The organism is Shewanella sp. SW32 (assembly GCF_025653365.1).
Lineage (GTDB): Bacteria > Pseudomonadota > Gammaproteobacteria > Enterobacterales > Shewanellaceae > Shewanella > Shewanella oncorhynchi.
In genome coordinates this window covers 1-26,495 of record NZ_JAKKSJ010000019.1, presented here as the reverse complement: position 1 = coordinate 26,495, position 26,495 = coordinate 1, and the positions used below count along the sequence as shown (strand labels likewise).

The 26,495-nt window shown below is 44.3% G+C and carries 25 protein-coding genes, 1 tRNA gene and 1 pseudogene; 16 read left to right on the top strand and 11 right to left on the bottom strand.

Going from position 1 to position 26,495, the window contains the following annotated elements:
- Nucleotides 1-23 precede the first annotated feature (23 nt).
- Complete coding sequence (locus L5M28_RS12830) at nt 24-1,382, top strand: PLP-dependent aminotransferase family protein (RefSeq protein WP_263195772.1); 1,359 nt, start codon at nt 24-26, stop codon at nt 1,380-1,382.
- Between the two features lie 207 nt (nt 1,383-1,589).
- On the opposite strand, the gene L5M28_RS12825 is transcribed toward L5M28_RS12830, so the two are convergent.
- Nucleotides 1,590-3,497, bottom strand: coding sequence for a cation:proton antiporter (locus L5M28_RS12825; RefSeq protein ID WP_263203500.1), 1,908 nt, complete (start codon nt 3,495-3,497; stop codon nt 1,590-1,592).
- Nucleotides 3,498-4,001: 504 nt separating this feature from the next.
- Nucleotides 4,002-4,421 carry a PRC-barrel domain-containing protein gene (locus L5M28_RS12820; RefSeq protein ID WP_028760076.1) on the bottom strand — a complete coding sequence of 140 codons (420 nt, stop codon included), beginning with the start codon at nt 4,419-4,421 and terminating at the stop codon, nt 4,002-4,004.
- Between the two features lie 284 nt (nt 4,422-4,705).
- Here L5M28_RS12820 and L5M28_RS12815 point away from each other — a divergent pair, with 284 nt between their 5' ends.
- The 7 genes and pseudogenes from L5M28_RS12815 to L5M28_RS12785 all read left to right on the top strand — a co-directional run bounded on the left by L5M28_RS12815 (nt 4,706) and on the right by L5M28_RS12785 (nt 9,101).
- Nucleotides 4,706-4,867 carry a DUF3309 family protein gene (locus L5M28_RS12815; protein WP_081729035.1) on the top strand — a complete coding sequence of 54 codons (162 nt, stop codon included), beginning with the start codon at nt 4,706-4,708 and terminating at the stop codon, nt 4,865-4,867.
- Between the two features lie 39 nt (nt 4,868-4,906).
- Nucleotides 4,907-5,248: a BON domain-containing protein gene (locus L5M28_RS12810; RefSeq protein ID WP_263195770.1), complete on the top strand. Its 342-nt coding sequence runs from the start codon at nt 4,907-4,909 to the stop codon at nt 5,246-5,248.
- A 105-nt stretch (nt 5,249-5,353) separates the two neighbouring features.
- Nucleotides 5,354-6,052 carry a Crp/Fnr family transcriptional regulator gene (locus tag L5M28_RS12805; protein WP_263195769.1) on the top strand — a complete coding sequence of 233 codons (699 nt, stop codon included), beginning with the start codon at nt 5,354-5,356 and terminating at the stop codon, nt 6,050-6,052.
- A 122-nt stretch (nt 6,053-6,174) separates the two neighbouring features.
- A pseudogene (locus L5M28_RS12800) lies at nt 6,175-6,931 on the top strand (Crp/Fnr family transcriptional regulator).
- Nucleotides 6,932-7,289: 358 nt separating this feature from the next.
- Entirely contained in the window at nt 7,290-7,466 is a 177-nt protein-coding gene (locus L5M28_RS12795) for a hypothetical protein (RefSeq protein WP_263203498.1), read from the top strand.
- Between the two features lie 346 nt (nt 7,467-7,812).
- Entirely contained in the window at nt 7,813-8,235 is a 423-nt protein-coding gene (locus tag L5M28_RS12790; RefSeq protein ID WP_028760080.1) for a DUF4398 domain-containing protein, read from the top strand.
- A complete protein-coding gene (locus L5M28_RS12785; protein WP_263195768.1) occupies nt 8,235-9,101 on the top strand; it encodes an OmpA family protein in 867 nt (288 codons plus the stop codon). The genes L5M28_RS12790 and L5M28_RS12785 overlap by 1 nt, the downstream gene beginning before the upstream one ends.
- A 144-nt stretch (nt 9,102-9,245) precedes the next feature.
- On the opposite strand, the gene L5M28_RS12780 is transcribed toward L5M28_RS12785, so the two are convergent.
- The 3 genes from L5M28_RS12780 to dnaQ form a co-directional block, all read right to left on the bottom strand.
- Nucleotides 9,246-9,322: transfer RNA gene (locus L5M28_RS12780), tRNA-Asp, on the bottom strand.
- A gap of 391 nt (nt 9,323-9,713) precedes the next feature.
- On the bottom strand, nt 9,714-11,087 hold the full coding sequence (locus L5M28_RS12775) for a TIGR03503 family protein (RefSeq protein ID WP_263203497.1): 1,374 nt from the start codon (nt 11,085-11,087) through the stop codon (nt 9,714-9,716).
- 10 nt (nt 11,088-11,097) lie between these two features.
- Nucleotides 11,098-11,826 carry a DNA polymerase III subunit epsilon gene (gene dnaQ / locus L5M28_RS12770; RefSeq protein WP_263203496.1) on the bottom strand — a complete coding sequence of 243 codons (729 nt, stop codon included), beginning with the start codon at nt 11,824-11,826 and terminating at the stop codon, nt 11,098-11,100.
- A gap of 70 nt (nt 11,827-11,896) precedes the next feature.
- On the opposite strand from dnaQ, the gene rnhA reads away from it, so the two are divergent.
- The gene (gene rnhA / locus L5M28_RS12765; RefSeq protein ID WP_006081489.1) at nt 11,897-12,367 is read left to right on the top strand and encodes a ribonuclease HI; all 471 of its coding nucleotides are present in this window, start codon (nt 11,897-11,899) and stop codon (nt 12,365-12,367) included.
- Between the two features lie 190 nt (nt 12,368-12,557).
- Here rnhA and L5M28_RS12760 read toward each other — a convergent pair whose 3' ends face one another.
- Both L5M28_RS12760 and L5M28_RS12755 read right to left on the bottom strand, forming a co-directional pair.
- Complete coding sequence (locus tag L5M28_RS12760; protein ID WP_198573303.1) at nt 12,558-13,466, bottom strand: LysR substrate-binding domain-containing protein; 909 nt, start codon at nt 13,464-13,466, stop codon at nt 12,558-12,560.
- Between the two features lie 33 nt (nt 13,467-13,499).
- Nucleotides 13,500-14,237: a class I SAM-dependent methyltransferase gene (locus L5M28_RS12755; protein WP_263195738.1), complete on the bottom strand. Its 738-nt coding sequence runs from the start codon at nt 14,235-14,237 to the stop codon at nt 13,500-13,502.
- Nucleotides 14,238-14,391: 154 nt separating this feature from the next.
- Between L5M28_RS12755 and gloB the strand changes: the two genes are divergently transcribed.
- Together gloB and L5M28_RS12745 are read left to right on the top strand one after the other, a co-directional pair.
- Nucleotides 14,392-15,183, top strand: a complete 792-nt coding sequence (gloB, locus tag L5M28_RS12750) for a hydroxyacylglutathione hydrolase (RefSeq protein WP_263195737.1) — start codon at nt 14,392-14,394, stop codon at nt 15,181-15,183.
- 232 nt (nt 15,184-15,415) lie between these two features.
- Entirely contained in the window at nt 15,416-16,972 is a 1,557-nt protein-coding gene (locus tag L5M28_RS12745) for a LysM peptidoglycan-binding domain-containing protein (protein WP_263195736.1), read from the top strand.
- Nucleotides 16,973-17,112: 140 nt separating this feature from the next.
- Here L5M28_RS12745 and L5M28_RS12740 read toward each other — a convergent pair whose 3' ends face one another.
- From L5M28_RS12740 to L5M28_RS12730, 3 genes are read right to left on the bottom strand one after another with little or no spacing between them, the layout of a single operon-like run.
- Nucleotides 17,113-17,733, bottom strand: a complete 621-nt coding sequence (locus L5M28_RS12740) for a BsuPI-related putative proteinase inhibitor (RefSeq protein ID WP_263195735.1) — start codon at nt 17,731-17,733, stop codon at nt 17,113-17,115.
- The gene (locus L5M28_RS12735) at nt 17,733-19,565 is read right to left on the bottom strand and encodes an AsmA family protein (protein ID WP_263203495.1); all 1,833 of its coding nucleotides are present in this window, start codon (nt 19,563-19,565) and stop codon (nt 17,733-17,735) included. The genes L5M28_RS12740 and L5M28_RS12735 overlap by 1 nt, the downstream gene beginning before the upstream one ends.
- Nucleotides 19,566-19,622: 57 nt before the next feature.
- Nucleotides 19,623-20,117: a putative 4-hydroxy-4-methyl-2-oxoglutarate aldolase gene (locus tag L5M28_RS12730; RefSeq protein ID WP_028760092.1), complete on the bottom strand. Its 495-nt coding sequence runs from the start codon at nt 20,115-20,117 to the stop codon at nt 19,623-19,625.
- A gap of 220 nt (nt 20,118-20,337) precedes the next feature.
- On the opposite strand from L5M28_RS12730, the gene L5M28_RS12725 reads away from it, so the two are divergent.
- Nucleotides 20,338-20,658: a hypothetical protein gene (locus tag L5M28_RS12725; RefSeq protein ID WP_028760093.1), complete on the top strand. Its 321-nt coding sequence runs from the start codon at nt 20,338-20,340 to the stop codon at nt 20,656-20,658.
- Nucleotides 20,659-20,908: 250 nt separating this feature from the next.
- On the opposite strand, the gene L5M28_RS12720 is transcribed toward L5M28_RS12725, so the two are convergent.
- The gene (locus L5M28_RS12720) at nt 20,909-22,681 is read right to left on the bottom strand and encodes a DUF885 domain-containing protein (RefSeq protein WP_263195733.1); all 1,773 of its coding nucleotides are present in this window, start codon (nt 22,679-22,681) and stop codon (nt 20,909-20,911) included.
- Between the two features lie 310 nt (nt 22,682-22,991).
- Between L5M28_RS12720 and L5M28_RS12715 the strand changes: the two genes are divergently transcribed.
- The 4 genes from L5M28_RS12715 to L5M28_RS12700 all read left to right on the top strand — a co-directional run.
- Nucleotides 22,992-24,395 carry a DEAD/DEAH box helicase gene (locus L5M28_RS12715; protein ID WP_263166337.1) on the top strand — a complete coding sequence of 468 codons (1,404 nt, stop codon included), beginning with the start codon at nt 22,992-22,994 and terminating at the stop codon, nt 24,393-24,395.
- A 61-nt stretch (nt 24,396-24,456) separates the two neighbouring features.
- Nucleotides 24,457-24,957, top strand: a complete 501-nt coding sequence (locus L5M28_RS12710) for a peptidylprolyl isomerase (protein WP_263138382.1) — start codon at nt 24,457-24,459, stop codon at nt 24,955-24,957.
- Nucleotides 24,958-25,629: 672 nt separating this feature from the next.
- Nucleotides 25,630-26,199, top strand: coding sequence for a DMT family transporter (locus tag L5M28_RS12705; RefSeq protein WP_263203494.1), 570 nt, complete (start codon nt 25,630-25,632; stop codon nt 26,197-26,199).
- Nucleotides 26,200-26,257: 58 nt separating this feature from the next.
- On the top strand, nt 26,258-26,495 hold a 238-nt coding region (locus tag L5M28_RS12700; protein ID WP_263203492.1), incomplete at its 3' end, for a transposase.

Sequence of the window (26,495 nt, the reverse complement as noted above, 5' to 3'; positions counted from 1 at the left end):
TAGAGATCAATGGATTTATTGTCATGGGTACAATCTGGACACCAGACCTAACGACTTTTTCAGGCCCGAAATATCAGCGCTTAGTCAGTGCCATAGAACAAGGCATTTTGCAGAAGGTGTTAACCCAAGGTAGTAAACTGCCACCGCAGCGCCGTTTAGCCGATGCATTAGGCATCACTATTGGCACTGTGACCCGCGCCTATGCATTGGCGGAACAAAGGGGTTACGTCGAAGCACGAGTGGGAGATGGCACCTATGTCAACGCCTCCCCTGTACCTGAAATGGGTAACGTACAATTGAATATGGCGACCTGTCAGCAGCCACTCACAGATCAAATCAGCACCCTAAGCGATTGCCTCAGCCAATTAGCGAAAGACCCCACTAAGTTGAGTCAGTTACTCGGTTATCGCGCCAGTCCATTAGATCAACACCAACAAGTGTTCCACCAATGGTTAAACCAACGCGGCATACCGCAAACGCCCGAGCAACTGGTCTTTACCCATGGCGGCCAGCAAGCCATTTTTGCCTGTTTGAGCGCATTTTTATCAACTGGCGATGTACTGTTACACGAGCAATACAGTTATCCAGGCGTGAGAATTTGTGCTAAACAGCTTGGTGTCACTAGCGTTGGAGTGCCCCTTATCCACGAAGGATTAGATCTGCCGCGCTTTGAAGCCCTATTACAGATCCACAACCCTAAATTAGTCTATCTCACACTGAATAATCAAAACCCCACTTGCATTCAGTACAGTGAATCACAGCGGCAGAAAATCCTTGAATTATCAGAGCAATATCAATTCTATATCATTGAAGATGACGTGAATTATTGTTTACCTGAAGAATGGCATTCGCCCCTGTGGCAATTAGCAAAACAGCTGGCGATCCCAAGGGTGATTTATATTTCCAGCCTGTCAAAATTGTTTTCTGGCGGCTTAAGGCAAGGTTTTATTCTGGTTCCTGACCCCCTTATCGCCCAAGTGCGACTCGCTATTCATAGCCAATGCTGGATGGTGTCGCCGCTGAATATTGAAATAGCCTGTCAGTTGATAAAGAAAGGTCATATCACTGCAGAACGAGATACGCTCGTACGTCAACGCCAACGTCACTGTATCGCCATGGGCGAACGGCTGGGATTAACCCAAACTTGGCGAGGGTTAAACGGTTGGATACAACTGCCAGAAGATATCAAAGCCCATCATCTCGTTACCGCACTGGCCGCAAAAGGCATATTAGTCCGTAATGGTGATGACTTTAATTGCCATGACAATTTTATCCGCTTGAGCCTTGGTGGCGCCGAAAACGACACTCAATTCAATATCGCGGTTGAATGCATAGAGTCGACCATACGTTCCTTAGTGCAAAATGCTTATTCAGTAGTGTAATGACTGCTTGTATAACAGCGACCTTTCTGCATAAACATGGCTTTCTAGCAAAGTCATTTTAATACTCTTTTTTGGGCTGTAATCTATAGCTGCAGTAAGATTTGCCATAAAACTTACGCAGCTATGATGCCTTGAATGTGCTATTTGAGAAATATTCTTCAGCTAGTCAAAAAATATTTCGATAATAAATCTTTTGGTAACTTTAACTTATCCAACAGCGTCATCACCTTCGCTTTCATGCTCTTCCGCTTTTACCTTTGCTAAAGCAGATTCTGCTGCTTTTTCTTGGGCTTCCCGCTCTGCAATCGCTTGCTGCACTTTGGCTTCTTCTAAGGCTTCAATTGGCAATAGACTGATAAGCTCAATGCCATTAGGAAATACGGTATCATTACCCGAAACAACGACGACCTTACCTTCTTTCGTCAGGTAAACCAGTGGTATTGCCGTCTCACCGTAACGTTTACGAAAATGTTCAAAGCTGAAGTTTTCGGTTAAATTCGTTACTTTAAGTTGAGCGCCTTTCGCCATTAGGCTGGCTATCTTGGCATAAGACACTGCATCACCAAACAAACATAAACGTTGCTTATAACTTTCAGAGAGCTGGTGGCGCGCACTGCCAACTTCGGTATTATTAAGACCAAAAACTTTTTTAGCACCAAAAAAGTCTTGGAAATGAAAGCTCACTAACGGGTTTAACTGTCGGTAAGGTGAAATAATCAACACGCGGCCAATTCCAGTTAAATCCATATAAGTTTCAGCATGTTCCGAAACAGGATTACCAAAATACACTGGAATATTATCCATACGCGCAAGGCGAATGTTATCCCAGTTATTATCAGCCAGTAGCACTTTGACATCTTTGGCTTTTAAAATTTTAGCTAACTCTCTGGAAAATTTAGAGGCACCAAAGATCAATAAACCTTGGGCAGAATCGGCTTTAACCCCAAGAAATCGTGCCCAACGTCCCGCCGTTAAACTTTGGACCACCACAGTGCCGATAATAATTAAGAACACTAAGGGCACAATTGCATCTGCGCCCTGCACATTGTTGGCTTCTAACTTGATTGCAAATAAAGAAGATACCGCCGCGGCCACAATACCTCGAGGGGCAATCCAGCATAAAAACCACTTATCCGCTTTCGACAGAGATGTGCCTATACCAGAAGCCCAAATACTCAGCGGTCGTGCCAATAACATGGTCACAGCTAAAACACCCAGTCCACCCCAGCCTAAGCCGAGCATGGCATTAGAATCTAATCGCGCCGCCAGTAAAATAAACAGTGCAGAAATTAACAGTACGGTTAATGTTTCTTTAAATTCAAGGATTTCAGCAATATCCACACCACGCATATTCGCAAGCCAAATGCCCATAACCGTCACAGTCAATAAACCCGATTCTTCTTGTAATAGGTTCGAGCCGACAAAGATACCCAGCATTAAGGTCAAAACAGCGGTATTACGCAGATAGTGTGGCAATAGGTTGTGTCTTAAGATTTGTCCCGTTAGATAACCCGCTACTGCGCCAAGTCCTAATCCGAGGGACAACATAGAGCCTAAGGCATAGAGCACATGCGTCGTTTGATCGCTGGCAACGGTTATGTATTCAAAGACTAACACTGCGAGCAGCGCGCCTATTGGATCAATCACTATGCCTTCCCAACGCAAAATACTCGCCAGCTGGGATTTAGGACGCACACTTCTGAGCATTGGCACGATAACCGTAGGCCCAGTCACCACCACTAGCGCCCCAAAGAGCAATGCAATTTCCCAACTAAAATCCAGTAAATAAAAGGTGGCCGTACTGATACAGGCCCAAGTGATCACGGTACCGATAGTCACAAGATGCGTCACCATACGACCATGATCTTTGATTTCTTTGAAGTTAAGAGTCAAAGCACCTTCAAATAAAATCACGGCGACCCCGAGGGAAATAATCGGAAAAAGCAAATCACCAAAAATCGCATCAGGATTGAGGAGACCAAGCCCAGGGCCTAAAGTGAGCCCACATAGCAACAAGGGTAAAATCGCTGGTAACCGCAGTTTCCAGCCAAGCCATTGACAAAATAACGATAGCACTCCAATTAGCGCTAGCATGCCAGTAATGTGTTCAACCATATAAATCCTTTAGATAACTGAGCTAAATACTAATGAGCTTAGCTTTAATGACGCAGATGACAACAGCATGAACAGTAAGCTGAAATTATCTATTCGATATATCCACTGTTAAATATGACTCTTCCCTCATCACCTATGGAGAAAAATCAAGAAAACGGAGCAATCTAGCGACATCAAGTAAAATAAGCTGTAGTACAAATCCGAAAACATCAGATTTACCTTAAATAGGGATTTAAACTTAAAATAGAAAAACAAAAAAGCCTTATCTTTCGACAAGGCTTTAATCATTTGATGAAGCGAAGACATTGATCAGCGATACACGCTAGTGACTTTCGATAATACGCTAGCTCAAACTTTTATCGTTATTAGGTGTCAACCATGGCGATGAGCAAATCCCTAATAACTAAAATGCGTGTGGTACTCACTTGATAGACACAACCACACTTATACATATTTACTGAATCCAAATAATAACGCAGGGGATAAATCCCCTGCTTAACACCATTAATCCCTACGGCTACCGTAGTAATCGTGCAGTTCGTTTTCCCATTCAACATCTTTCATATTGGGCCAATGGCCTTTATCAAACCCCGGCGCCGTTTTGAGTCGCTCTAATGATATGTCCATGACAAAACATTTTTGCTCATGATTAAGTGTCAGCATCTTCCAAGGTACTGCAAACAGCTTTTCTCCAAAACCAAAATAAGTACTGAACGACAGTACCGCATACCCGACGTGGCCCGTTTCCACTTCAAGCATAATTTCTTTGATATCCCCTAAGGTTTCACCAGAATTATTAACAACATTATTGCCGATCAGTGTTTCAGCGCCCATCAGATATGGGCCGGGTCCTTGTGCCAATGATGGAGAAGCGAACTGTGGATTGTTGTAAATGCCGTAAACATCGCGATCATGATAATTCATTTTGTTGACCTCTTTATTAGCGCAGCCCATGAAACTGGACAACGGAATAAGTGAAATACCAAACGTTGGTTTCGAATTGAACATGTCCGTCATTGGACATAAGTAGAGTATGCATCTCTACAATCACTCGCTCTGTTCGGCATACCGCTTATCAGGTAATGCGAATATAAACACATCGACTCGTCAGATCCCTGTAAGTGCGCCAGCGTACCGACATCCCATTTGCTACGGCACAGACTCATGTTACCCAGTGCAAAATTGCCCCGGTATCAGGAAGATTAGCCATGTCAATTGCGACTATTTTATTGATTATTTTAATTTTGTTATTTCTCGGCATGCTCCCCACTTGGCCCCATAGCCGAAACTGGGGTTATCGTCCAGGTGGCCTTATAGGCATAGTGCTACTGGTGCTGATTATATTGCTGTTAACGGGACGCGTTAGCTAATGCGCCCCATTTTTACTCTTTATCAAAAAGGATAACCTGATGAGAACAATTAAAATGTTAAGTATCTTCCTGCTGGCTCTAGGTTTAGTCGCCGTGGCCAGTTGCAGTTCTGCATACAACAAAGAAGGTACTGGCGAGTATTTAGACGACAGTGTGGTCACCACCAAAGTGAAAGCTGCCATTTTAGGTGATAAAAACTTAAGTGTGGCCGAGATTAATGTTGAAACCTTTAAAGGCGTGGTCCAGCTCAGCGGGTTTGTGAAATCGCGTGAAGATATCAATACTGCGGTAAAACTAACAAGCAAAGTCCCCGGCGTCATTTCAGTCAAAAACGATATGCAACTGAAATCAGCTGCACCTTCACAGCAACTAAACAACTAGTCGTTTAATCTCCATCATTCCGTAGCCCCCGTTCAGGGGCTGCGGCCCTTCTTTTTGCAGCAGATTTTCTGGTGCCAAGTCAATGCCACCACAGGTTGAACCGCTATGCCCACTCAACACCAAGACACATTAGCCCCACAAATTCAGAACCGATTAATCCGTCATCTGCCAGTGGTGGAACAAGCGGATTTATTATCGCAAGCTGAGTTAGTCCAACTTAACTTTGCCGACTTACTGTGCAAGCCTGGCGAGTCATATCAATATGTCTATTTTCCCTTAACGGCTTTTATTTCTTTGATTGCTAAACTCCCCAAACATCCGGCATTGGAAATGGGTTTGATTGGTTACGAAGGTATGCTTGGAGCGACGACTTTGCTGGGCACTCGGCAAGAGCCTTCCGAGGCGATCATCCAAGGTTCTGGTCAAGCTTGGCGGCTCCCCATTGAATCCTTTGAAAGCTTACTCGCTCAAAATACCAATCTGAAGCAAATAGTAGAGACTTATCTATACACTTTGTTATGCCAATTATCACAAAATGCAGTCTGTGCCCATTTTCACTCCATTGAGTCTCGGCTAGCACGTTGGTTGCTAATGAGTCACGACCGAATTCAGACTGATGAGTTATATCTAACCCATCAATTTTTAGCCGACATGCTAGGTGTTAGGCGAAGCAGTATTACCGAGGCCGCAGGCAATTTACAGATCCGCGGCAGCATTTCATATAATCGTGGGCGATTACATATTCTTGATCGGCAAGCTCTACTTGCCCGTTGTTGTAGCTGCTATCACTCAATGCGCACTTAAGTGCATATTTTCCACTCAACAATTCAAAAAACCTGCCATTATGTTCGCTACCGTACATAGCATAGGTGTTTCTCGCTGTAACCTGAGTTAGCGACATCACCAAACAAGGACACGCTATCATAATGGACACACTAAAACTGAAATCTGTATCAGAGCGCCCGCCACCGGAAACTCACTTCCCGCCAGAATCCAATCGGTTGTTATGTGAATTGCCAGAAGAAGTCAAACAACGTATTTTCCCGCATCTGGAACTGGTTCCATTAGAACTCGGACAAGTAGTCTGTGAAGCAGGCTCAAAGCAGCGTTATGTGTATTTCCCGCTGGACTCGATTATTTCGCTACTATATGTGATGGAAAATGGGGCATCCGCTGAAATTGCCGTCGTTGGCAATGATGGTATGGTCGGCGTTGCACTGTTTATGGGAGGAGAAAGCACCACGAGTCGCGCTGTGGTGCAAAGTGCTGGCGTTGCTTGGTCAGCGGCTTAAAGACGAATTTAACCGTCATGGCGCCCTGCTCCACCTGTTACTGCGTTACAGTCAGGTGCTACTGACCCAAATGGCCCAGACCGCGGTTTGCAATCGCCACCATAGTATTGAACAGCAACTGTGTCGTTGGTTACTGCTTTCGATAGATAGGCTGCCCGATGATCGCGTGTTAATGACGCAGGAATTGATTGCTAATATGCTCGGCGTACGCCGTGAAGGTGTCACCGATGCGGCAGGCAAACTGCAGCGCATGGGAATTATCAATTACAGTCGTGGGAATATTGAAGTGGTCGATCGCGCGTTACTAGAACAAACCTGTTGTGAATGTTACACGGTCGTTAGACAGGAATCAGAACGGCTGATGCCACCTCAACAAGCGCAGCAAACATAAACGTACTGTGCACATAACGGATGGCTAGACCACTCGTACAACAGCCATTCTATCGTTATCCCATATGCCACTTCAGTACTAAACCCACACTGGTACTGCAGAGCATAAACAAAACAGGCAGTCATCAACCCAACATGGCGCAAACTGATGCTGCCTAATATCCGAAATATTACCTTTATAATCAATGCATTACTATTGATTGTATCGACCCACCCAGCAAACAAAAAACGTGCCGAGCGGCCAATATTGCCATCACTAATCCCATGCGCGCTAACGCACAGACGTTCAATATTTAGCAGGTCATGCTGAATGTACGGTTCATGCACTCTTGCACTACACCGGGTTACTTGAGGTTTATATGAAAAAATTCACAGAACAACATAAATCCGTCGATAACGATGCACAGAATTCCGACACCAACAAAGCCAATCCTCCCGTCGTAGCCCGCAACCGTCAGATGCTCAAAACCACAGTTGCGGATAAAGCTAAACAAGACGTGGATACCAGTAAAAGCACACAAAATAAGCGAGGTTGAAGAACTTAAATCAAACGACAAGGAAGGTAACTGGACTGAAAAAGAGCCAAATCATCACTCGTTAGACTAGGACGTGACGAACAAACAGGGAAAAGTTTCATTGATTAAGTGCAAAAACTAAACCTTGCAGTAACACACTGCGTTTAGCTCAAGCCGATGCAATCCTTACTGTGTCGGCCCTCTTTAACTCAGAGGAGTAGATCATGAATTTCCGTGGCGTCAAATTACTCACTCATACCAACTGGCTCAAAAATGAGGCTATTCACCAGCATATTTAACTGTGCATGGTGGAATAACAAACCTAAAGACCACACTCTGGACACTGTTTCCGAGAAAGGAATTTCAAATGAACATCAATAAAAATCAACAACCACAGCAATATTCAATCGGCCTGCAGCGAGCCAAGCACTTCTTATTGGCAGGCTGTATTGCGACAGCGCTCGTGGGCTGCAGTTCAACGCCATTGACTAAGACCGCAGAAATGGAACGGGCTGAACACACCATTGCCCGCGCTGAGCAAGCAAGAGTCGGCCAATATGCCTCAAATGAACTGGCACAGGCCAGACTTAAACTTCAATCTGCAAGCAGCGCATTACTCAATATGGACACTGTCAGCGCCGATCGTTACGCCATAGAGGCGAGCCTTGAGGCCGAACTGGCACAAGCTCGCGCTGAGCTGGCACAAGCCAATAGCGTCAATAATGAAATGAAAAACAATATCAGCATTCTGCAGCAAGAAATGTTGCGCCGTTCAGGAGGAATTCAGTAATGAAAAAACCTATCGTTTCATCGGGTCTGCCTTTACGTTTTAGCCGCCATCTACTGGCATATAGCCTAATCCTAACCACAGTAGCAGCTTGTAGCAGTACGCCCAAAATAGCTGAAGGCATCGGTGATATCCGTACAGAACTTAATAAACTGCAAGCGAATAATGAACTGGCAATTTTAGCCCCTGCTGCCATTAAACAAGCTGAAGAAGCCGTTCGCGCTGCTGAACAACCGGTAAAAGATGAGCAACAATCACAGCACCTAGTGTTTGTTGCCGATAAAAAAGTCAATATTGCCTTAGCTCAAGCGCAGAGCCGCTTTGCCGAGGATCAACACAAAGTCCTCGCCAAAAAACGCGATGACGCCAGATTAGATGCTCGCACCACTGAGGCCAATCAAGCCCATCAAGATGCGCGCCTAGCCCGTGCTGATGCTGCAGATGCGCGTCAGGAAACGACCGAACTGCAAGCCCAGCTCACATTGCTGAATGCCCGTCAGTCAGAACGTGGTTGGGTCGTAACCTTAGGTGATGTCTTATTTGACACTGCCAAAGCGGATCTTAAGTCATCGACCAGTCAACATTTAACCAACCTAGCCAACTTTCTGAACAAGTATCCCGCACGTGGTGCCATGATTGAAGGGTATACAGATAGCGTAGGCAGTGAGCAATACAATCTGGGTTTATCGCAGCAAAGAGCTGATAGTGTTAGCCATTTTTTACAGGGAAAAGGGATCCAATCCAATCGGCTCAGTAGCCTAGGTAAAGGTGAAAGCTCACCTGTTGCCAATAATGAGTCCGCCAGTGGCCGCCAGCAAAACCGTCGGGTTGAAGTCATCCTCACCGACACCGCACAGGCTCCACAGTAGCTATCACTTAATCATATTAAGATTTCAGCGTGATCCTTGCTGACATTTGAATCGAGTCTCATCGTTAATAAGATGAACAGCGCAGAAATTAAGGAGATCAGCAAAAAGCAAAAAGCCCCATCTTTCGATGGGGCTTTTGCAATTTGGCGGAGCGGACGGGACTCGAACCCGCGACCCCCGGCGTGACAGGCCGGTATTCTAACCAACTGAACTACCGCTCCAAATTCTTCTATATCCAAATATTTAACGGGTATCTAACCCACTAACCCCAGCGTGACAGGCCGCTGATGTTAAAACGATAGTCTAACCAACTGAACTACCGCTCCAAATCTTTCCATATCTAACTATCTAACGGGTATCTAACCCACTAACTCCAGCGTGACAGGCCGCTGGTGTTAAAACAGAACGATAATTCAACACACTTATCAAGGCTCTGCGTAAGATGCGAAGAATAATACGGTTGAGCCCTGCAGGCGTCAACCGTTTTTTTACTTCGATTTATCATTTGATTAAAAAAAAGCCAAATCAATTGCAGACCTTGATTTATATCCCAAATATCGCTGCAACGTTCCAGTTCAAAGTCATAAATCAAACACATTAAGCAACGCTTGGCTAACGGTCTTTATCTGCCTCATCTGGCATAGTGAGATCGATTTCATCTAATGAAGGCGCTGCGGGTGAATTTGCAGATGCTTCATTTAATAAACGTAACTCCGCGGCAGCTAAGGCCTGCGCCAAACTTTGACGCTTACGCCACACAATTAATCCCACCACGCCTAAGACTAATAAGATAGCGTTGACTGTAATGATCCAGAACATCGCGTCTTTCTTCGCAAGCTCTTCTTCCTCTGCCGCTTTTTGTGCAGCAACAGCAGCTAACTCTTCGGCACTTGGTGGTGGTTCTGGTGGTTCAATTAAGTTAAAGAAAAGCTCAGGTAAATCCAGCACGATTTCACGACCAGTGACAGTCGTCGTCGCCACAAAACCTTTAATTCGATAACTACCAAACTCTGTCACTGTAGGTAAATCTAATTCAGAGTCAGGCTCAGTGAGACCATTAACAACCAAAGGCAGTTGCAAGCCAGCAGGACCGACTAACTCAAAGGAAAAATGCGTCTCAGCCAGCTGCAACACTGTCTTATCCACGTGTAACATGACTTTCCATTGCCCTGTTAGCGGATCGTTAGGGGTAATAACTTCTAGATTAATTGGCCGAGGTGACAATTTAAACGGGAATGAAACCTGCCGTTCAAACACATTATTACGTGCCTGCACGACAAACTCATAATCACCCCAAGGCTGCTTTATATTGATATTGCTGGTAAATACACCATCGTCGGGTTTTTCATCGTAATCTTCACCATTGTCTTTATAGGAACCAACAATAATGTCACCCGCGGCAAAGTTTTCATCGCCCGCCTTATGTTTACTCACAAAATGTGCAGTCCATTCGACTAAATAATCTAACCCAGGCATACGCACACGCTGCTCGTCACCCATTAGCTGCGCGACAATTTTAACTTGTTCACCTTGGAAGATTGGCTGTGGTAAAGGCTGGACTTCTATTTCGAGTTTAGAGAGCTTCTTAAGGGTTGAACCTGAGACAACCTTGCCCACCAACTGCCAAGGTCCGGGCTGTGGTGACTCAATGTAAATAATATCGCCCGTTATACCATCAACCCACTTAACGGTTGCTGGATGACGATTGGCGTACCATTTACTGCCATCGGGTAATACTATGACCACAGGCGCAGAGCCATATTCACGCTCCACTAATAAGGTCATGTTATCGACCATATGATCAATACGAAAACGATTTTTAAGCTCGGAAGCCGTCTCCAATCCTACAATCGGCGTAGCCTTGGGCGGCTTGACGACTTTTTTAGCGGGATCTAGGTCAGCGGCCAATACACTCGCCACACTAAATAACAGCGTAGTGGCAAGCAGGCAAAAAGCTAAAATGGGTTTATGGCGCGACATAGGCATAGTAATTCTTCTATCCTCTCCAGAGGCATTTACCTGATTTTGCGACTAAATCAAGGCGTTGTTCATGCATAGTCAATTCATCGGCCGATGCGCCGATCACTTTAAGATTAAGTGATTGCGGATCAAAACGTTGGATCCCCCCCGCTTCCTGCCCCGCTTCTTCGTTAGACAAATTAAACTTTGTCTGGCCGCCTGTCATGATCAAATAAACATCGGCGAGGATCTCGGCATCGAGTAAAGCGCCGTGGTACTCGCGGCGAGACGTATCCACACCGTAACGCTTACAGAGAGCGTCGAGATTGTTTTTCTGGCCGGGATGCAGGAACTTAGCAATTTCTAAGGTATCGAGGATCTGACAAATATCAGCGGTTTTTGGTCCACGCGGCTGCAACAGTGAAAACTCATGATCCATAAAGCTCACGTCGAAGTTCGCGTTATGGGCGACGATTTCAGCGCCGTCGATAAAGTTGATAAAGTCTTGAGCAACTTGATGAAAACGCGGCTCTTTGGAAACGCGCTCATCGGTAATACCGTGAACAGCGATAGCTTCGGGATCAATTGCTTGACCAGGATTGATATATTGATGGTAATAACGCCCCGTCAAACGACGGTTTACCACTTCCACACAACCAATCTCGATGATCCGATGACCTAAATAGATGGCGCCGCTGCCCTGGTTCATACCTGTGGTTTCGGTATCTAAAATAACCTGACGGCTAGCATTAGAGATAATATTCATGTTTTTATGCGCTTCTTATGACAATTTTTAGTTATACTCGGCCGAAATTCCCGGCTATGGTAACAATTTGATGACTGAACTAAAACTGATCCACATCTTCACCGACGGCTCTTGCTTAGGCAATCCCGGTCCTGGCGGCTATGGCATTGTAATGAATTATAAAGGCCATACAAAGGAGATGTCCGACGGTTTTGCGCTCACGACCAATAATCGCATGGAATTGTTAGCCCCAATCATAGCGTTAGAAAGCTTGAAAGAGCCTTGCCAAGTCGTGCTCACCAGCGACAGCCAATATATGCGCCAAGGCATAATGACATGGATACATGGCTGGAAGAAAAAAGGTTGGATGACATCAAACCGTACCCCAGTCAAAAACGTTGACCTATGGAAACGATTAGATAAAGCCTCACAGATGCACACTATCGACTGGCAATGGGTTAAAGGTCATGCAGGCCACGCCGAAAACGAACGTTGCGATGTGTTAGCTCGCACCGCGGCAGAATCTAAACCAACCCAACCCGATTTAGGTTATCAGCCTTAACCCAGTGCCACTCAGTGTAAACTCGCTAAGTGCGAAAAAGTAAGTTCGATGCAATCACGCCTAAGTTAAGTACTTGGGCGTGATGATTTAATTCGCGATTCATCTCACAGTTTAAGCTTACCGTCAAAATTAACCTTTTAAATAAATCGCTTAAGCTCACTGTTTACGAGGGCCATTGCTATCAAACGGTTTATTTCAGTTCCACACCTGCAATATTGAAAAAATTCTCACAAAACAGCACAAAAGCTTGACCTAGGGATGTCGCCTGACGGCTCTTATGGGTGATGCGATAAAACTGCCGCTCGAGTACGAGTCCCTCAATCGTGACTAACGCCAACTCTTTACGACTGATTTCTTTCTCCAGCGCCAGCTCAGATAACACCCCAAGCCCAGCACCTTGTTTCACAGCCAATTTAATCGCATCCGGCGTAGTAAAGCAGAATTTAGCCTCCGGCTGCATATCCAACTCATTGGCGGCATTTACAAAATATTCGCGAGTGCCCGATCCTTCCTCACGTAGCACCCAAGACAGACCTTTAACAGCTGCAGGTTTAACCACTTTCCCCGCCAGAGGATGCGCCGGATGACAAAACACCAGCAGCCTATCCTTATGCCATGCCTCGACACTCAAACGATTGTCAGTGCAATGGCCTTCAATAAAGCCCATTTCAGAGCGGAACTGAGCAACCGCTAGGATCACATCTTGAGTATTAGTAATCGCCACATCCACATGGGTTTGAGTATGTTGCTGACAAAATGCCACTGCGGCTTTCGCCATCAGATAATTACCGATTGTCGAACTGGCACTGATGCTTAAACGCCCAACCAGATCACCACCATGATAAGTAAATGCCTGCTCAATTTGTTCAACACGGTGTAATAGATCCGTTGCCAATGGCAGCAGTAAATTACCCTGGGAGTTAAGCTGTAATCGATTGCCAATACGTTCAAATAGGCGGGCATTTAGCTGCTTTTCTAATTCAGCCAAGGCCATAGATGTCGCCGGTGGTGATAAATTCACTTGTTCAGCCGCCTTTGCGACTTGGCCGCTACGTGCCACAGCCTCAAATACTGCCAGTTGTCTTAAGGTGATCCGCATATAAAAACCTGTACTTAAAATGGAAATGGCTTGTCAGTTTTCCGAATGCTCTGATAAATGCTCCGAACGACCCGCTGTCGGCGCCGTGGTCCAATTTGTCTGCCGCACCTTACGTTTATCGCGAATAGGTGTGAGTGGCGACTCGAGTTTACGTGCCACAATCAAATACAAACTGCCCGCGCTAGGAAGCCATGACGCTAAACTCTGTTGAAAAAATCTACCTTGGGTAAACTCGCCCATTAATGGGTGGTAGACCAAACGCTCATCCCCCACCACTTGATAACCTAATAAACCTAACCAATCTCGCACCCTCGAAGGCATAAAAAAACGGCCATTCCAAGGAAGACAATCCTGATATTTAGGCCATAACTTACCCAAAAATACTGGACTCAAGGGATTAAAACCGACGATAAAAAGATAGCCTCCGGCGATGAGTACCCTATCGGTTTCGCGAAGAATACGGTAAGGATCGGGTTCAAATTCGAGCAATAGACTCATTACCACCGCATCTATCGCCGCATTCTGCAGGGGTAGATGGCAAAAATCGCCTTCAATAGAGGCCCCTTTAGATGGCGAGAGTGAAAAATGATGGGCGACTGACGATGCCATGCTCGACAATTCGGCACTCAAAGGCCCTAACTTTAATAAATGATAACCAAAGACTCTTGGCCACCAATCTTCAAGCTGTTTAGCTACGGCTTGCTGTAGTGCCTCACCATTGGGTAGGTCACTCCATTGTTCGGGCTTGAGCTCAGTACTAAAATGCGACACAGAGTTCCTCCGTTAGTTGGGTAGACAAGTATCCAATGGGGTCAAAGATGACCAACATTCTGCCACAGGGCAAAAGCGGCAAAGATCGCCAAGGGCCGTTCACTCATGGATAATACCTTTATCTTCAAATTGAAATACAGACATAGGCAGTTCTATGCTCACTATAACAGCGATCAAAGCCTTTAATGACAATTATATCTGGGTGTTACAACAAGAGCCCCATACTCAGGTTTATGTTGTCGATCCCGGCGATGCAATTGTGGTCATTGACTACCTGCAAGCCAATCAACTCACGCTAGCGGGTATTTTACTGACCCACCACCACAATGACCATACGGGTGGCGTAGCAGCGCTTCAAGCCTATAGTCATAATAGACTCACGGTTTATGGCCCAGATAATGAGAAGATCGAAGGCATCACACATCCACTGCACGCAAAAGCCAAGCCCAAATTCACACTGGAGTATCTCAGCGCTGAGCTGCAAGTCTTAGATGTACCAGGCCACACAGCAGGACATATAGCCTACGTTGTTGAAGATGCCTTATTTTGCGGTGACACCCTGTTTAGCGGCGGCTGCGGACGCTTATTTGAAGGCACGCCAGCGCAAATGCTCAACTCACTACAGCAACTTGCCCAGCTTCCCGCCGACACTCGGGTTTATTGTGCCCATGAGTACACACTTTCAAACCTCAAATTTGCCCTCGCGGTCAATCCCAACAATCGCGAGCTCCAAGACTATAACGAACGCGCGATGCAGTTACGTCGCCAAGACAAAGCGACTATTCCCTCCACCATCGCCTTAGAACGCGCCATCAATCCCTTTTTACGCCCAAGCGACACTGAAATTGTCGATAACATAAAACAGCATTTTAGCGGTCTAAATCACGCAAATTTAGACGAACTCAGCGGTTTTACCTTACTCAGACAGTGGAAAGATAATTTTTGATCACAAAAGCAATATTATAGATTGAAATTCAAACAGTTTTTCTCATTTTTGATGATGTAAGTCAAAAATGGCCTTACATTATGTACGATAATTAAGGGACAAGATCGAAAAGATCCCATAGAATGGCTCGTTTTGCGTGAAAACTTTGCGCGCTGCGTCGTCTTTATCTTCATATAAAACATACTGTTACTATAAAGAAAAGCGATGCACTAACAGAGGACTACCGTTTTCAATGAGAGTATCACTTTATGTTGTTGTAGGGGGATTTGCCCTACTCACAGGCTGTCAAACATTAGACAACCATGGCGTTAACCAAACAGAAGTTGAAGCCGTCACAACCGAAAATACAGTCCCAGAATATTACCTCGCAACCGAGGCTCCATCGGCGCAAATTACCGATGTGTGGGAGCGAATTCGTCAGGGCATGCAGTTACCAGTTCCAGATCAAAAATTGGTGAATCAATACCGTGATTGGTACATCAAAAATCCACAGCATCTGGCGATCATCTCGGAACGTGCTGCACCTTATATGTACATGATTGTAGAAGAACTTGAAAAGCGTCATCTTCCTATTGAGATAGCTTTGTTACCCATAATTGAAAGCGCCTTTGATCCATCCGCATCATCGACTGGCGCGGCATCGGGTCTGTGGCAATTTACCACACCTATGGCCAGTCATTTCGGTTTAGAAATGAACTGGTGGTATGACGGTCGCCGTGATGTCCCCGCATCAACGACTGCGGCGCTCGATATGCTGGAATACCTCTACGATAAAACCAATAACAATTGGCTTTATGCTATTGCTGCCTATAACTCGGGTGAATCACGGGTGCTCAATGCAATCAAACGTAACGAGAAAAAAGGCTTAAAAACGGATTTTTGGTCATTGGATTTGCCCAGAGAGACGGAGCGCTATGTGCCGCAACTGCTCGCACTGGCAGAAGTCATTAAACACGCTGATGAATATGGTATTTCTTTAGCGCCAATTGACAACAATCCGACTATTGAAGTGGTTGATATTGATAGCCAAATTGATTTAGCCATGGCGGCAGGTTTTGCCAATATGACCACGCTTGAGTTACAAAAACTCAACCCAGGTTATAACCGCTGGGCTACATCGCCACTTGGTCCGCACACCTTAGTGCTACCAATTGATAAATCGGAAGAATTTAAAAAAGCGCTTGCTGAAACAGAAACCGAAGATAGGATCAGCTGGTTACGTTACACGATCAAATCTGGCGATAGCATTGGCAAAATTGCTACGCAGCACCATACGACCGTTGCCGCTATTCGCGCCGCAAACGGCATGAAAAGCAACACGATCGTCGCAGGCAAGCATTTGATTATTCCTGTCGATGCGCAAGACAAGCAGCTTTATGCCCTGTCAACTAAGCAGCAATTGCCGAAAAAATCACATGCTGCAGTTGAATCAACAAAAATTGCTTATCAGGTTAATTCAGGAGACACACTCTCAGAAATAGCCCAAGCCCATAAAGTGACGGTGAAACAACTCAGCACTTGGAACAAATTGGCTAAGAATATCAAGCTACAAAACGGTCAGAAGTTAGTGATCTTAGCACCAAAGGAGCTTGAGCAAACCGCGCAAATTCGTACTGTTCGTACTGTTAGTTACAAGGTAAAATCCGGTGATTCACTTGCCCGTATCGCCAATAAATTTAACGTAACTGTTGCCGAGCTACTCGAGTGGAATAGCCTAGCGCAATCACAGTATTTACAACCAGGCCAAGTGATCAAATTAGTGGTTGATGAAACTAAGTTGAGTGCGTAAGGACTAAACTAGCACATAGTTCGAACGGATTAGTGCTATAAATCCTAAGCAAAATTGAGCCATAGATAACAAAAAGGCAGCAACCCTATCGGATTGCTGCCTTTTTCTATTACGGGCTTTCTCTATTATGAGAGGCGACGTTATTCCATCGTCAGTAATAAGACAACGGGCGCCATAACAACGGCATCATACTCTAACGCTTTAGCAGCAAAATGCGCTTCTAAGCGAGCACCATTTGCAGGTATTCCTGCAAATGCTTTGGGCGGAATACTAAATGAAGTCGTGATCACTTTCCCTGCCGCCAATTGGCTATCACGTAATGCTTGGGTAAACATCATATCATCCGACCAAGCCCACAGACGTTTGCCCTCTTGCGTTACCAACCACAAATCCGCCGTCATCCCAGAGTTATAACGTAGGCCGACTGCATAGGTTTGTGGATTTGTCACAGTCAATGTCGCCTTAACCGGCTGCTTAAAATCGATAAAAGGTTCTAAAGTTAATTCACCGCGAAGCAGGCCTTGTGCCTTTTCTGCCATCACAGGTTCAGCCTTTAATGTCGGAGTGCTTTTAAGCCCAGAAACATCGAGCGCCAGATCGGCAGCGCGAATAATCTCAGGCTGAACGGCCGCAGCTGTTGTAGTCTCACCCTTGGTTGACTGACTCGTATCAGCGGCTTCGGGCGCCGAGCACCCAACAAGTTGCCAGCCGACAAAAGCACTCGCGCAAACAAGTAATGCGTAACGCGTTGAAGCAACCATTAGAAACCGCCTAGTTTTTTCAATAAGGAGTCTTTTAATTTTTCCTTAGCTTTGTCGGTTTCTTCCTTTAGCTGATTATTCAGTAAGGCTTTAGTATCCAAAGCATATTCAGGTTTTTGGAAAGTGCCTGTAATGGCCAACGGAATATCAACTCCAGCCAGCGCATCTTTGTCGCTACCGCCCTGACCCTTCAATGAATTCACTAGGCTAGCGGTTAGTCTGTAGTCCAAGGCTTCAGTCAATAAATTCGCAGTGCCTTTACCATCCAAACGCAGTAAAGGCGAAGACAAGGCAAGATCTGGATTCGTGGCAACGCCATTATCCAACGAGAAACTGCCCGTCAGACTCGAGAAGTCAGTTTTGCGCTCCGCCTTCGTTTCTGGCGATAAGTCGCCCTTTAACTTAGCTTGGGCGCTGCGGATCATCTGTGGAATATTTACCCCGTACAGAGCACCGTCATTAATATCAAAATGACCATTCGCTAACAGGTTTTTCTTTAACTGCTCAGGGATCAAACTCTTACCTTTCCCCTTCACATCAAAGTTGGCTGTACCGGCCAATAAATCCACATCCGCCGCATCTTTCAGCAAAGGACGAATTTGTACGCCCGTCACTTTTTTATCAAATTGATAACTCGCCACTGCTTGACGAGCATCAACCTGAGCGCTCACCAGCAACTGACCTTGATATAAATCCGCATTCAATTTCGTCAGATCTAACACGCCATTTTTAATGCCCACATCCATTAACCAATTTTGAGTCGACAGATTCGCGACCTTAATAGACTTAACAGTCAACTTGAGTTTTACATCAAGCTGCTTAAGGGCTGAGAGATCAGGCTCAACTGCCTGAGTGTTTGCTGCTAGCGCTTGTTCAGCGGTGGCGGTGGCGGTGGCCTCTGTTTTAGGTAACAGTGTATCTAAATCAATATCGCCAACTTGAAAATCAGCATTAATTTGTGGAATTTTCGTACCATAATTAACACCTACTTTACCCGCAGCGGTAATGCTCGCCGCGGTAAGCTGCGCAATATCGACGGACAATTGCTGTTTATCAAGGGCGATTTGAGTTGCTAAGCTGACAGATGTTTCGAGTTTCTTGTTCGGAATACTCTCACCTTCCACCACAGTATCAATTTTCAGCCCATTGATAACGAGTTGTTTAAAGTCTCGACTGAGTTTTAGTTCACCTTTAGCTTCGCTACTTATCGTCATATCCGGCATAGTTGCACTGAATTCAAAGGCGATAGGCGCAAATTTATCTAAGGAGAACTCACCTAGGGTGAAGCTACTTAAGGTAAAGACTTGAGTCTGCTTATTAGCTTCGTCAATCATATTAATTTGGGTATTGGTGATAGAAATGCCACCAATATTAATGTCGTTAAGTTTGGCATTCGATGAGGATTCGGCGGCAGCTGGAGACGCAGTTTTTGGGCTATTATCGCCACTCAACCCATCGAAACTGCTAGTGCCATTTTTACGGGTGACTAAATTGATCGTTGCGCCATCGAGACTCAATTCTGCAATTTCAATTTTCTGACTAAACAACGGCATTAGCGCCACTTCAGCAACGGCTTTTTTGACTTCTAACATAGCCTTAGGCGTAAAGCCTTCAGGGTTAGATAAAGACACCCCTCCTAAATTAATACCTATAACAGGGAAAAATGTCCAAAATAAATCGTCAGAAATGACTAATTCACGACCCGTTTGTTTTTTTACGGCATCGACTATTTCAGGTTTAAAATCATTAGGGTCGAAAAAGACGGTGAGATAAACGGTAACTAAAAGAATGAGCGTCACCATTAAGGCTAAGAGCCACTTAATGAATTTCATATAAATATCCTTATCAAAAACAACTTGAATTTATAGCAACTAATGCATTTAGAAATGTTAATTTAAAAATGCAAAGTTCAACATTTCATCACTTACTGCAATACCATTTTCATCAGCATAGAGCATCATACCAGGCTTAACCGTCACGCCCCCCATATCGACAGCCACATTAATTTGGCCTTGACCTAACTTTTCGGTTTTTATCGGCATAGCCCCTAAGGCAAAGACACCTAAGCTGAAAGTATTTAATCTCGCCACATCGCGAACACAACCATTAATCACTATCCCTTGCCAACCATTATCTAAGGCGCTCTGCGCTATGAGGTCACCTAATAGTGCGCGGCGCAGAGAACCGCCGCCATCGACAACGAGCACTTTTCCATGCCCATCCTGTGCAAGTATCTCTTTTACCTTTGAATTATCCTCAAAGCACTTTACTGTGACTATCTCGCCCCAGAAGAGCCGTTTACCACCAAAGGGTTTAAATGCAAGGGGAAGTAACTGTAATTTAGACGGATAGTGGTCGAATAAATCTGGTAGTAGATCAAGCATTTGAATCTCCATGATAGTCTATAACTTTAGACTACTCATAATTGTAGACCCCGACAAGGTCAAAGCAAAAATCAGCGGAATTTTTTATTTCATTTTAACGTGCAAAGGCTTGGTGTATATTGGCATAAGCATTATAATCTGCGATAGTTAACGTCCTATGACACTCTTTAAAGTTTCATAAATTTGTTCCCACACCTCTTTGTTATAAAGCGAAAACCAAATGACAACTGATCTTGATTTACAGAGCGCAATCGCAGCTCTTGATGAGTATGGATATGATAAGAAAGTCTCAACGGATCTTGAGCAAGCACGTAACAAGCAACAAATGGGTAAATATATTAAATCTCTCGACTATAGTTTACGTCGACTATTGATATTACAAGAAACCGTTAATGAGTTAGTTGAAGAAAAGAAACATCAATTAGCTCAGCAAGAGAATATTCAAACCTACAAAACAAAAATCATTAACTTGTCGAGAGAATTTAACATTTCTTACGATGAAGTATTAGCGCTGATGGCATCATCTAAATCTAAGAAGTAAGTTTATCGCCATTGTGCTCTATCACCACGCAGTTAAATTGTTTAATTAACATCTGCATATGCCATATAACGAAATATATACTTTTTCGGTTATATGGCAGAATTTTCGGCTTTCATTATTCGCACAGTGTTAACGATTTCATTTCATAAGTAACAATGCCAACTTATGTTAAGCTCACACTATACCTGTCTAGCGATTTGGCATAAAAAAGCAGAGCCTAAGCTCTGCTGATTTATATCAATATGCGAACTTATTTGCTCTGCATTAATTGGCGAATATATTTCACTGGTGCACTACCATAACTCAAGAATGTTTCGTGGAAAGTTTTAAGGTCAAAATCTTTACCTTGCGATTTTTTGTATTCTTCACGGAAATCATAGATTTCTCTATAACCTGAATAGTAACTCGTCAGTTGCACTTGACTAAGTGTCGCACGGCGCCACTTGCCTTCAGCTTCAGCTTGCTGTTGGAAGGCTTCATTCATCATCAGGGCAATAGCTTGGTCTTCGGTCATGCCTTTCACATGAATACTGTAATCTAAAATAGTGTTAGAGATAACACGTAAATTCCACTTGTAGTACATCAACCACATTTCAGGCTCAAAATTGCCATAGCCTTCTTCTAACATCATACGCTCGGTATAAACCGCCCAACCTTCGACCATAGCACCATTACCAAATAAACTTTTCACTAAACTCGGAGATTGATTAGAGTAAACGAGTTGAGTGTAGTGCCCTGGGATGGCTTCATGAATATTGAGGATTTGCAGGATCCAGTGATTATATTCACGTAAGTAACTCTCGGCAGACTCATCACTCATGCCATCGAGTGGCGTCACGTTATAATAAGTATTGCCTGACTTCTCATAGGGTCCAGGCGCACTAATTGATGCACCGGCATAACCACGCATATATTCGGGCGTTTCACGGACAACGAGTGGCTTTTTAGGATCCAATGTGACTAGTTTTTTCTTATTTACAAATTCAATCAGCTCTGGAATTTGCTTACGCACTTCATTCACGAATTCATCGCGCTGAACATGCTGAGTCGATAATTTATCGATTAATTGGCGAATGGCGAGCTTACTGTCAGAAGGCTTTGGCGTAGTAAAATATTTAGGCCATAACTTATCGGTAATTTTAGCCATTTCTCCTTGAACACGATCTTTATCGGCTACGGCTTTTTGATATAGCTGTTTCGCCGTCATCCCCGCTTGGATATCAAAGGCAAATTTTTGCTCATATAACGCCTCGCCAATTCTAAAACTACGTGCCCCATCTTTTTTAAGTTGAACCACTAATTTGTCTAACCAAGCGATATGGCCGTTAATCGCGGCAGTTGCCGTATCGAAACGCGTTTTAAATAACGCTTTTTCCGCATCAGTCAAACCAGAGTCCGCGACCTGTTTTAATAAGTCATCGGAAAAAACCGAAAATGCACCTTGATTCTGCAGCACTGCTAACTCAGTGTGCTCCAATGTTGGTTTGCTAATGTTCGCCTGCGCGGCAGCATAATAAGCTGGCACATTTTCTAAACGCGCTAATACCGAACGTAATCTGTCATCTAATGGAGCGAAATTTTCATTGATGATTTGGGCAAAACCGCCCGATACGTTGTAGCTTGAAGGATCCCACTGCCAGGATTTAAAACTGTCAATTTCCCATGCCATGCTACCGAGTAAATTGTCGATCAGATGGTAATCAATCAGCTCATTCGGCGTTAGCGACTTTTGCTCGAACTGAGTCAATTGCGCTTGCTGCGCTTTCACAAACGCTAAGGTCTTTGCTCGACCTGCTGCATCGGGGATTTCAAGGTAACCATCGTTAACATGCTTGCCACTGTATAAGGCCCAAGTCGGTGATAATTCCCACAATGAATCAATAAAGGATGCTGAAAATTGCTCAAATGAGTGGGCTTTAACTTCAGGTGCGACTACGGGCGCAGTTTGACTCGTATGGGATTGACAACCAGCAAGGCTGGCCAGCGATAGCACTATCGCAAGGGAAATAGCGTTTTTTTTCATTATTATGGGTCCTTTGTTAAGATTTATCAGGCATACAAAAATTACCTCAGTTAATCATATTGCCCCAATAATTGCAGCTATGTTAGCCATGAATACATGCCCGGTTACAAAATTGTAAGTTCTCAATATTTTACCGCCTATCATTCGCCTATTCGACGTATAAGCCCCTCTTTACCAAACACACACAAATAATGATAATCGCCTATTCTGTTTCACCTCCTGCTATAATATCGCCCTGCTTCACTGTTCATGCTTTAGCGTAACAGTTTGCTTATACATTATTGACCTGACCCTTTACCTGAGACATTCAATGCCATTTTCCAAACTTGGATTAAGCGATCCGATTTTAAGAGCCATCACTGAGCTCGGCTATTCACAACCTACTCCGATCCAAGAAAAAGCCATTCCGGTGATCTTGAAAGGCAAAAACCTGCTTGCTGGCGCGCAAACAGGTACAGGTAAAACCGCCAGTTTTGTGTTGCCAATACTGCAAATGTTCGCCGACATGCCGAAAATCCGTGCTAAACGCGTTCGTGCATTAATCTTAACGCCAACCCGCGAATTGGCCGTTCAGGTAGAAGACAATATTGCCAAGTACGCAAAATACCTGCCGCTGACGTCTATGGCCATGTATGGTGGCGTGGATGCCACACCGCAGAAACAGCGTCTTATTGAAGGCGTCGATATTCTGGTGGCAACACCCGGTAGATTGCTCGATATGTACACCCAAAGAGCGATTCATTTCGATGAAATCTCGGTATTAGTCCTAGATGAAGCCGATAGAATGCTCGATATGGGATTTATCGAAGACATCAATAAGATCATCGAACGTCTGCCAACAGAACGCCAAAATCTGTTGTTTTCGGCAACCTTATCTAAGCAAGTGCGCTTTTTAGCGAAAACAGCGGTTGAAAACCCTGTCGAAATTGAAATTGCCCGCGACAGCGCAAATGCACCGCAAATCGACCAATGGTTGATCACTGTCGATAAAGATAAAAAGTCGGCCCTGTTAAGCAAACTCATCACTGAACAAGCGTGGGAACAGGCACTGATCTTTATCCAGACGAAACAAGGCGCCGCCAAACTGGTTAGCCAACTCGAAAAACGTGGCATTGCCGCCGAAGCCATTCACAGCGGTCGCAGCCAAGCGGTACGCGAGCAATTATTAGTGGATTTCAAATCTGGCAAACTACGCTTTTTAGTCGCGACTGGCGTTGCTTCCCGCGGTATCGATATCGACGCCCTCACCCGTGTGGTCAATTATGATTTGCCTGATGAAGCCGATGATTATATTCACCGTATTGGCCGAACCGGTCGTGCAGGCGCCTGCGGCGAAGCCATCTCCTTTGTTTCTAAAGATGATTTTAGGAATCTATGTGCTATCGAGCGGCGTCTAGGTCACCTCATAGTGCGTAAAGAAATTGAAGGCTTTGTGCCGAACAAAGAAGTGCCTGTGTCTATTCTCGATTTTGTGCCCAAAAATACTACGCCAAAAACCTTTAAAGCCCGGGCACCTGAGGCCAGATCCTCGCGCCCCGCGAAAGAAGGCTCCTTTGAAACCGCCCATGCGAAAAAGCATCGCAGCGCGAAATCAAAGCCAGAGGTTAAAGCCAATGTAACACGGCCGCAATCTATTCAGACTGACAATGGTAACGAGACAACAGGTCGCAGCGCGCCCTTTAATCCGTGGAATAGCGGCCCTAAAACTAAGTAATAACTCAGTACAAGTCGTGACTTATTAGATATAAAAACTCATTAAGATAGAAGATATTAGCATGATTACATTTAGCACCAATCTAGGCGACATCACTATAGAACTCGATTTTGAACATGCGCCTGTCAGTTCAAAAAACTTTGTCCGCTATTGTGAAGAAGGCTTCTTTGAACACACGATTTTTCACCGAGTGATCAAAGGCTTTATGATCCAAGGCGGCGGGTTTACCGCAAAAATGAAGGAAAAACCAACCCACGAGCCTATCGTTAACGAAGCCAACAAAGGCCTAAGTAACACCATAGGCACAATCGCTATGGCTCGCACCGATGCGCCTCACTCGGCCACCGCGCAATTCTTCATCAACACAGCCAATAATGACTTTTTAGACCATACTGCCACCACCAATAACGGTTGGGGCTACGCGGTATTTGGTAAGGTTACGGCGGGAATGGACATTATCCAGCAAATTGAGAAAGTCAAAACCTCCACGGTCGCTGGCCACGAAGACGTGCCCCGTGAACCTATCGTCATCGAGAAAGTAACGATTAATATCCAAAGTTAATTTTTAAAACAATAATATTTTTTCGTTAATATGATTAATCGCTCAGTTTTAGTTGAGCGATTAATCATTTCCCCAAAGTTATTTAGTTAACTTTCCCGTACTATTCAACGCAAATTCATTTTATATAAACCTAAAAACACTAAATCCCCAATACAAAATCACTTAGTGTAAAATAAACTGATGGATTATTTAATCGTTCCGATTATTGACTTAAGACTACTACATATAAAATTAACCTCACAATATAGACCTCTTTCAAACAATGTTATTCATCATAAAAGCTGAAAAACAGCAGCACATTCCTGACATCAATATCTTAGACTAGCCGCACAAGTTGATAATATTAAAATGATACACCAACCATAATCCTCATGGTAAAAAGAGGCTTAACTTGCCATCTGATATAGATAAAAAAACCATTTCTGTATCTATTATCGTTTCTTGCTAATGCTTATTATCTCAATTTATTTTTAAGCCAGAATCATTACTAACTTAAGCAACGAACCCTATTCAGATAAGCAGAGAAAGCTTGCTATAGCAATCAGAAAATGATGTTTCTATTGGATTCTAATAAACTATATCGTAACTTCTGTGCCTTTATTGATGAAACCAGAACTCTCATGACAAAACTTTTTGACTAGAGATAACGTCTAAGCATTTAGGGAATTTATTTTGAATAATAGAAAAGGTAGTCTGTTTATGGTTGCTGCGATGGCAGCATTTTCTATTGAAGACATGCTGATCAAATCCGCAGCAGAAACCACCTCTATCGGCCTCATTTTAGCGTTATTTGGCCTAGGTGGAATGTTGATTTTTATACTGTTAACCTGGCGAAAGGGTGAAACTATGCTTCATCCTGCAGTCTTGTCTACCCCCATATTAGTACGTGCACTATGTGAAATCGTCGGCAGATTCTGTTTTGCTTTAGCCATCACGTTAACACCACTCTCAAGTGCATCCGCTATTTTGCAAGCCACACCTTTAATCGCCATGCTTGGCGCGGCATTGTTGTTCGGTGAACAAGTGGGTCATAAGAGATGGCTTGCAGTATTGATTGGTTTTATGGGCGTGCTGATGATCATTCGTCCAGGACTTGATGGTTTTGAGGCCACATCTTTATTCGCCGTTATCGCTACCTTAGGTTTTGCAGGACGCGATTTAGCAACACGCGCAGCTTCTCCCGTGTTATCTAATATGCAGCTTGGAGTGTATGGTTTTTTTGTGTTTGTAGTGGCACACTAATTTTGGCCACCTAAATAGAGGTGATATTATTRCCTCGTAGATGACTTTAGGTGAACACATGAGATCGACAACCAGAAAAACATTTATTGCTGAATTCAAACTTGAAGCTGCCCAATTAGTCCTCGATAAAAACCATAGCATCATCGAAGCTGCAAAGGCGATGAACGTAGGTAAATCCACTATGGATAAATGGGTGAGACAGTTAAAACTAGAACGCCAGGGTGGCACACCAAAAGCATCTCCGATTACCCCTGAACAAATTGAAATCCGTGAGCTGAAGATCCGTGAGCTGAAGA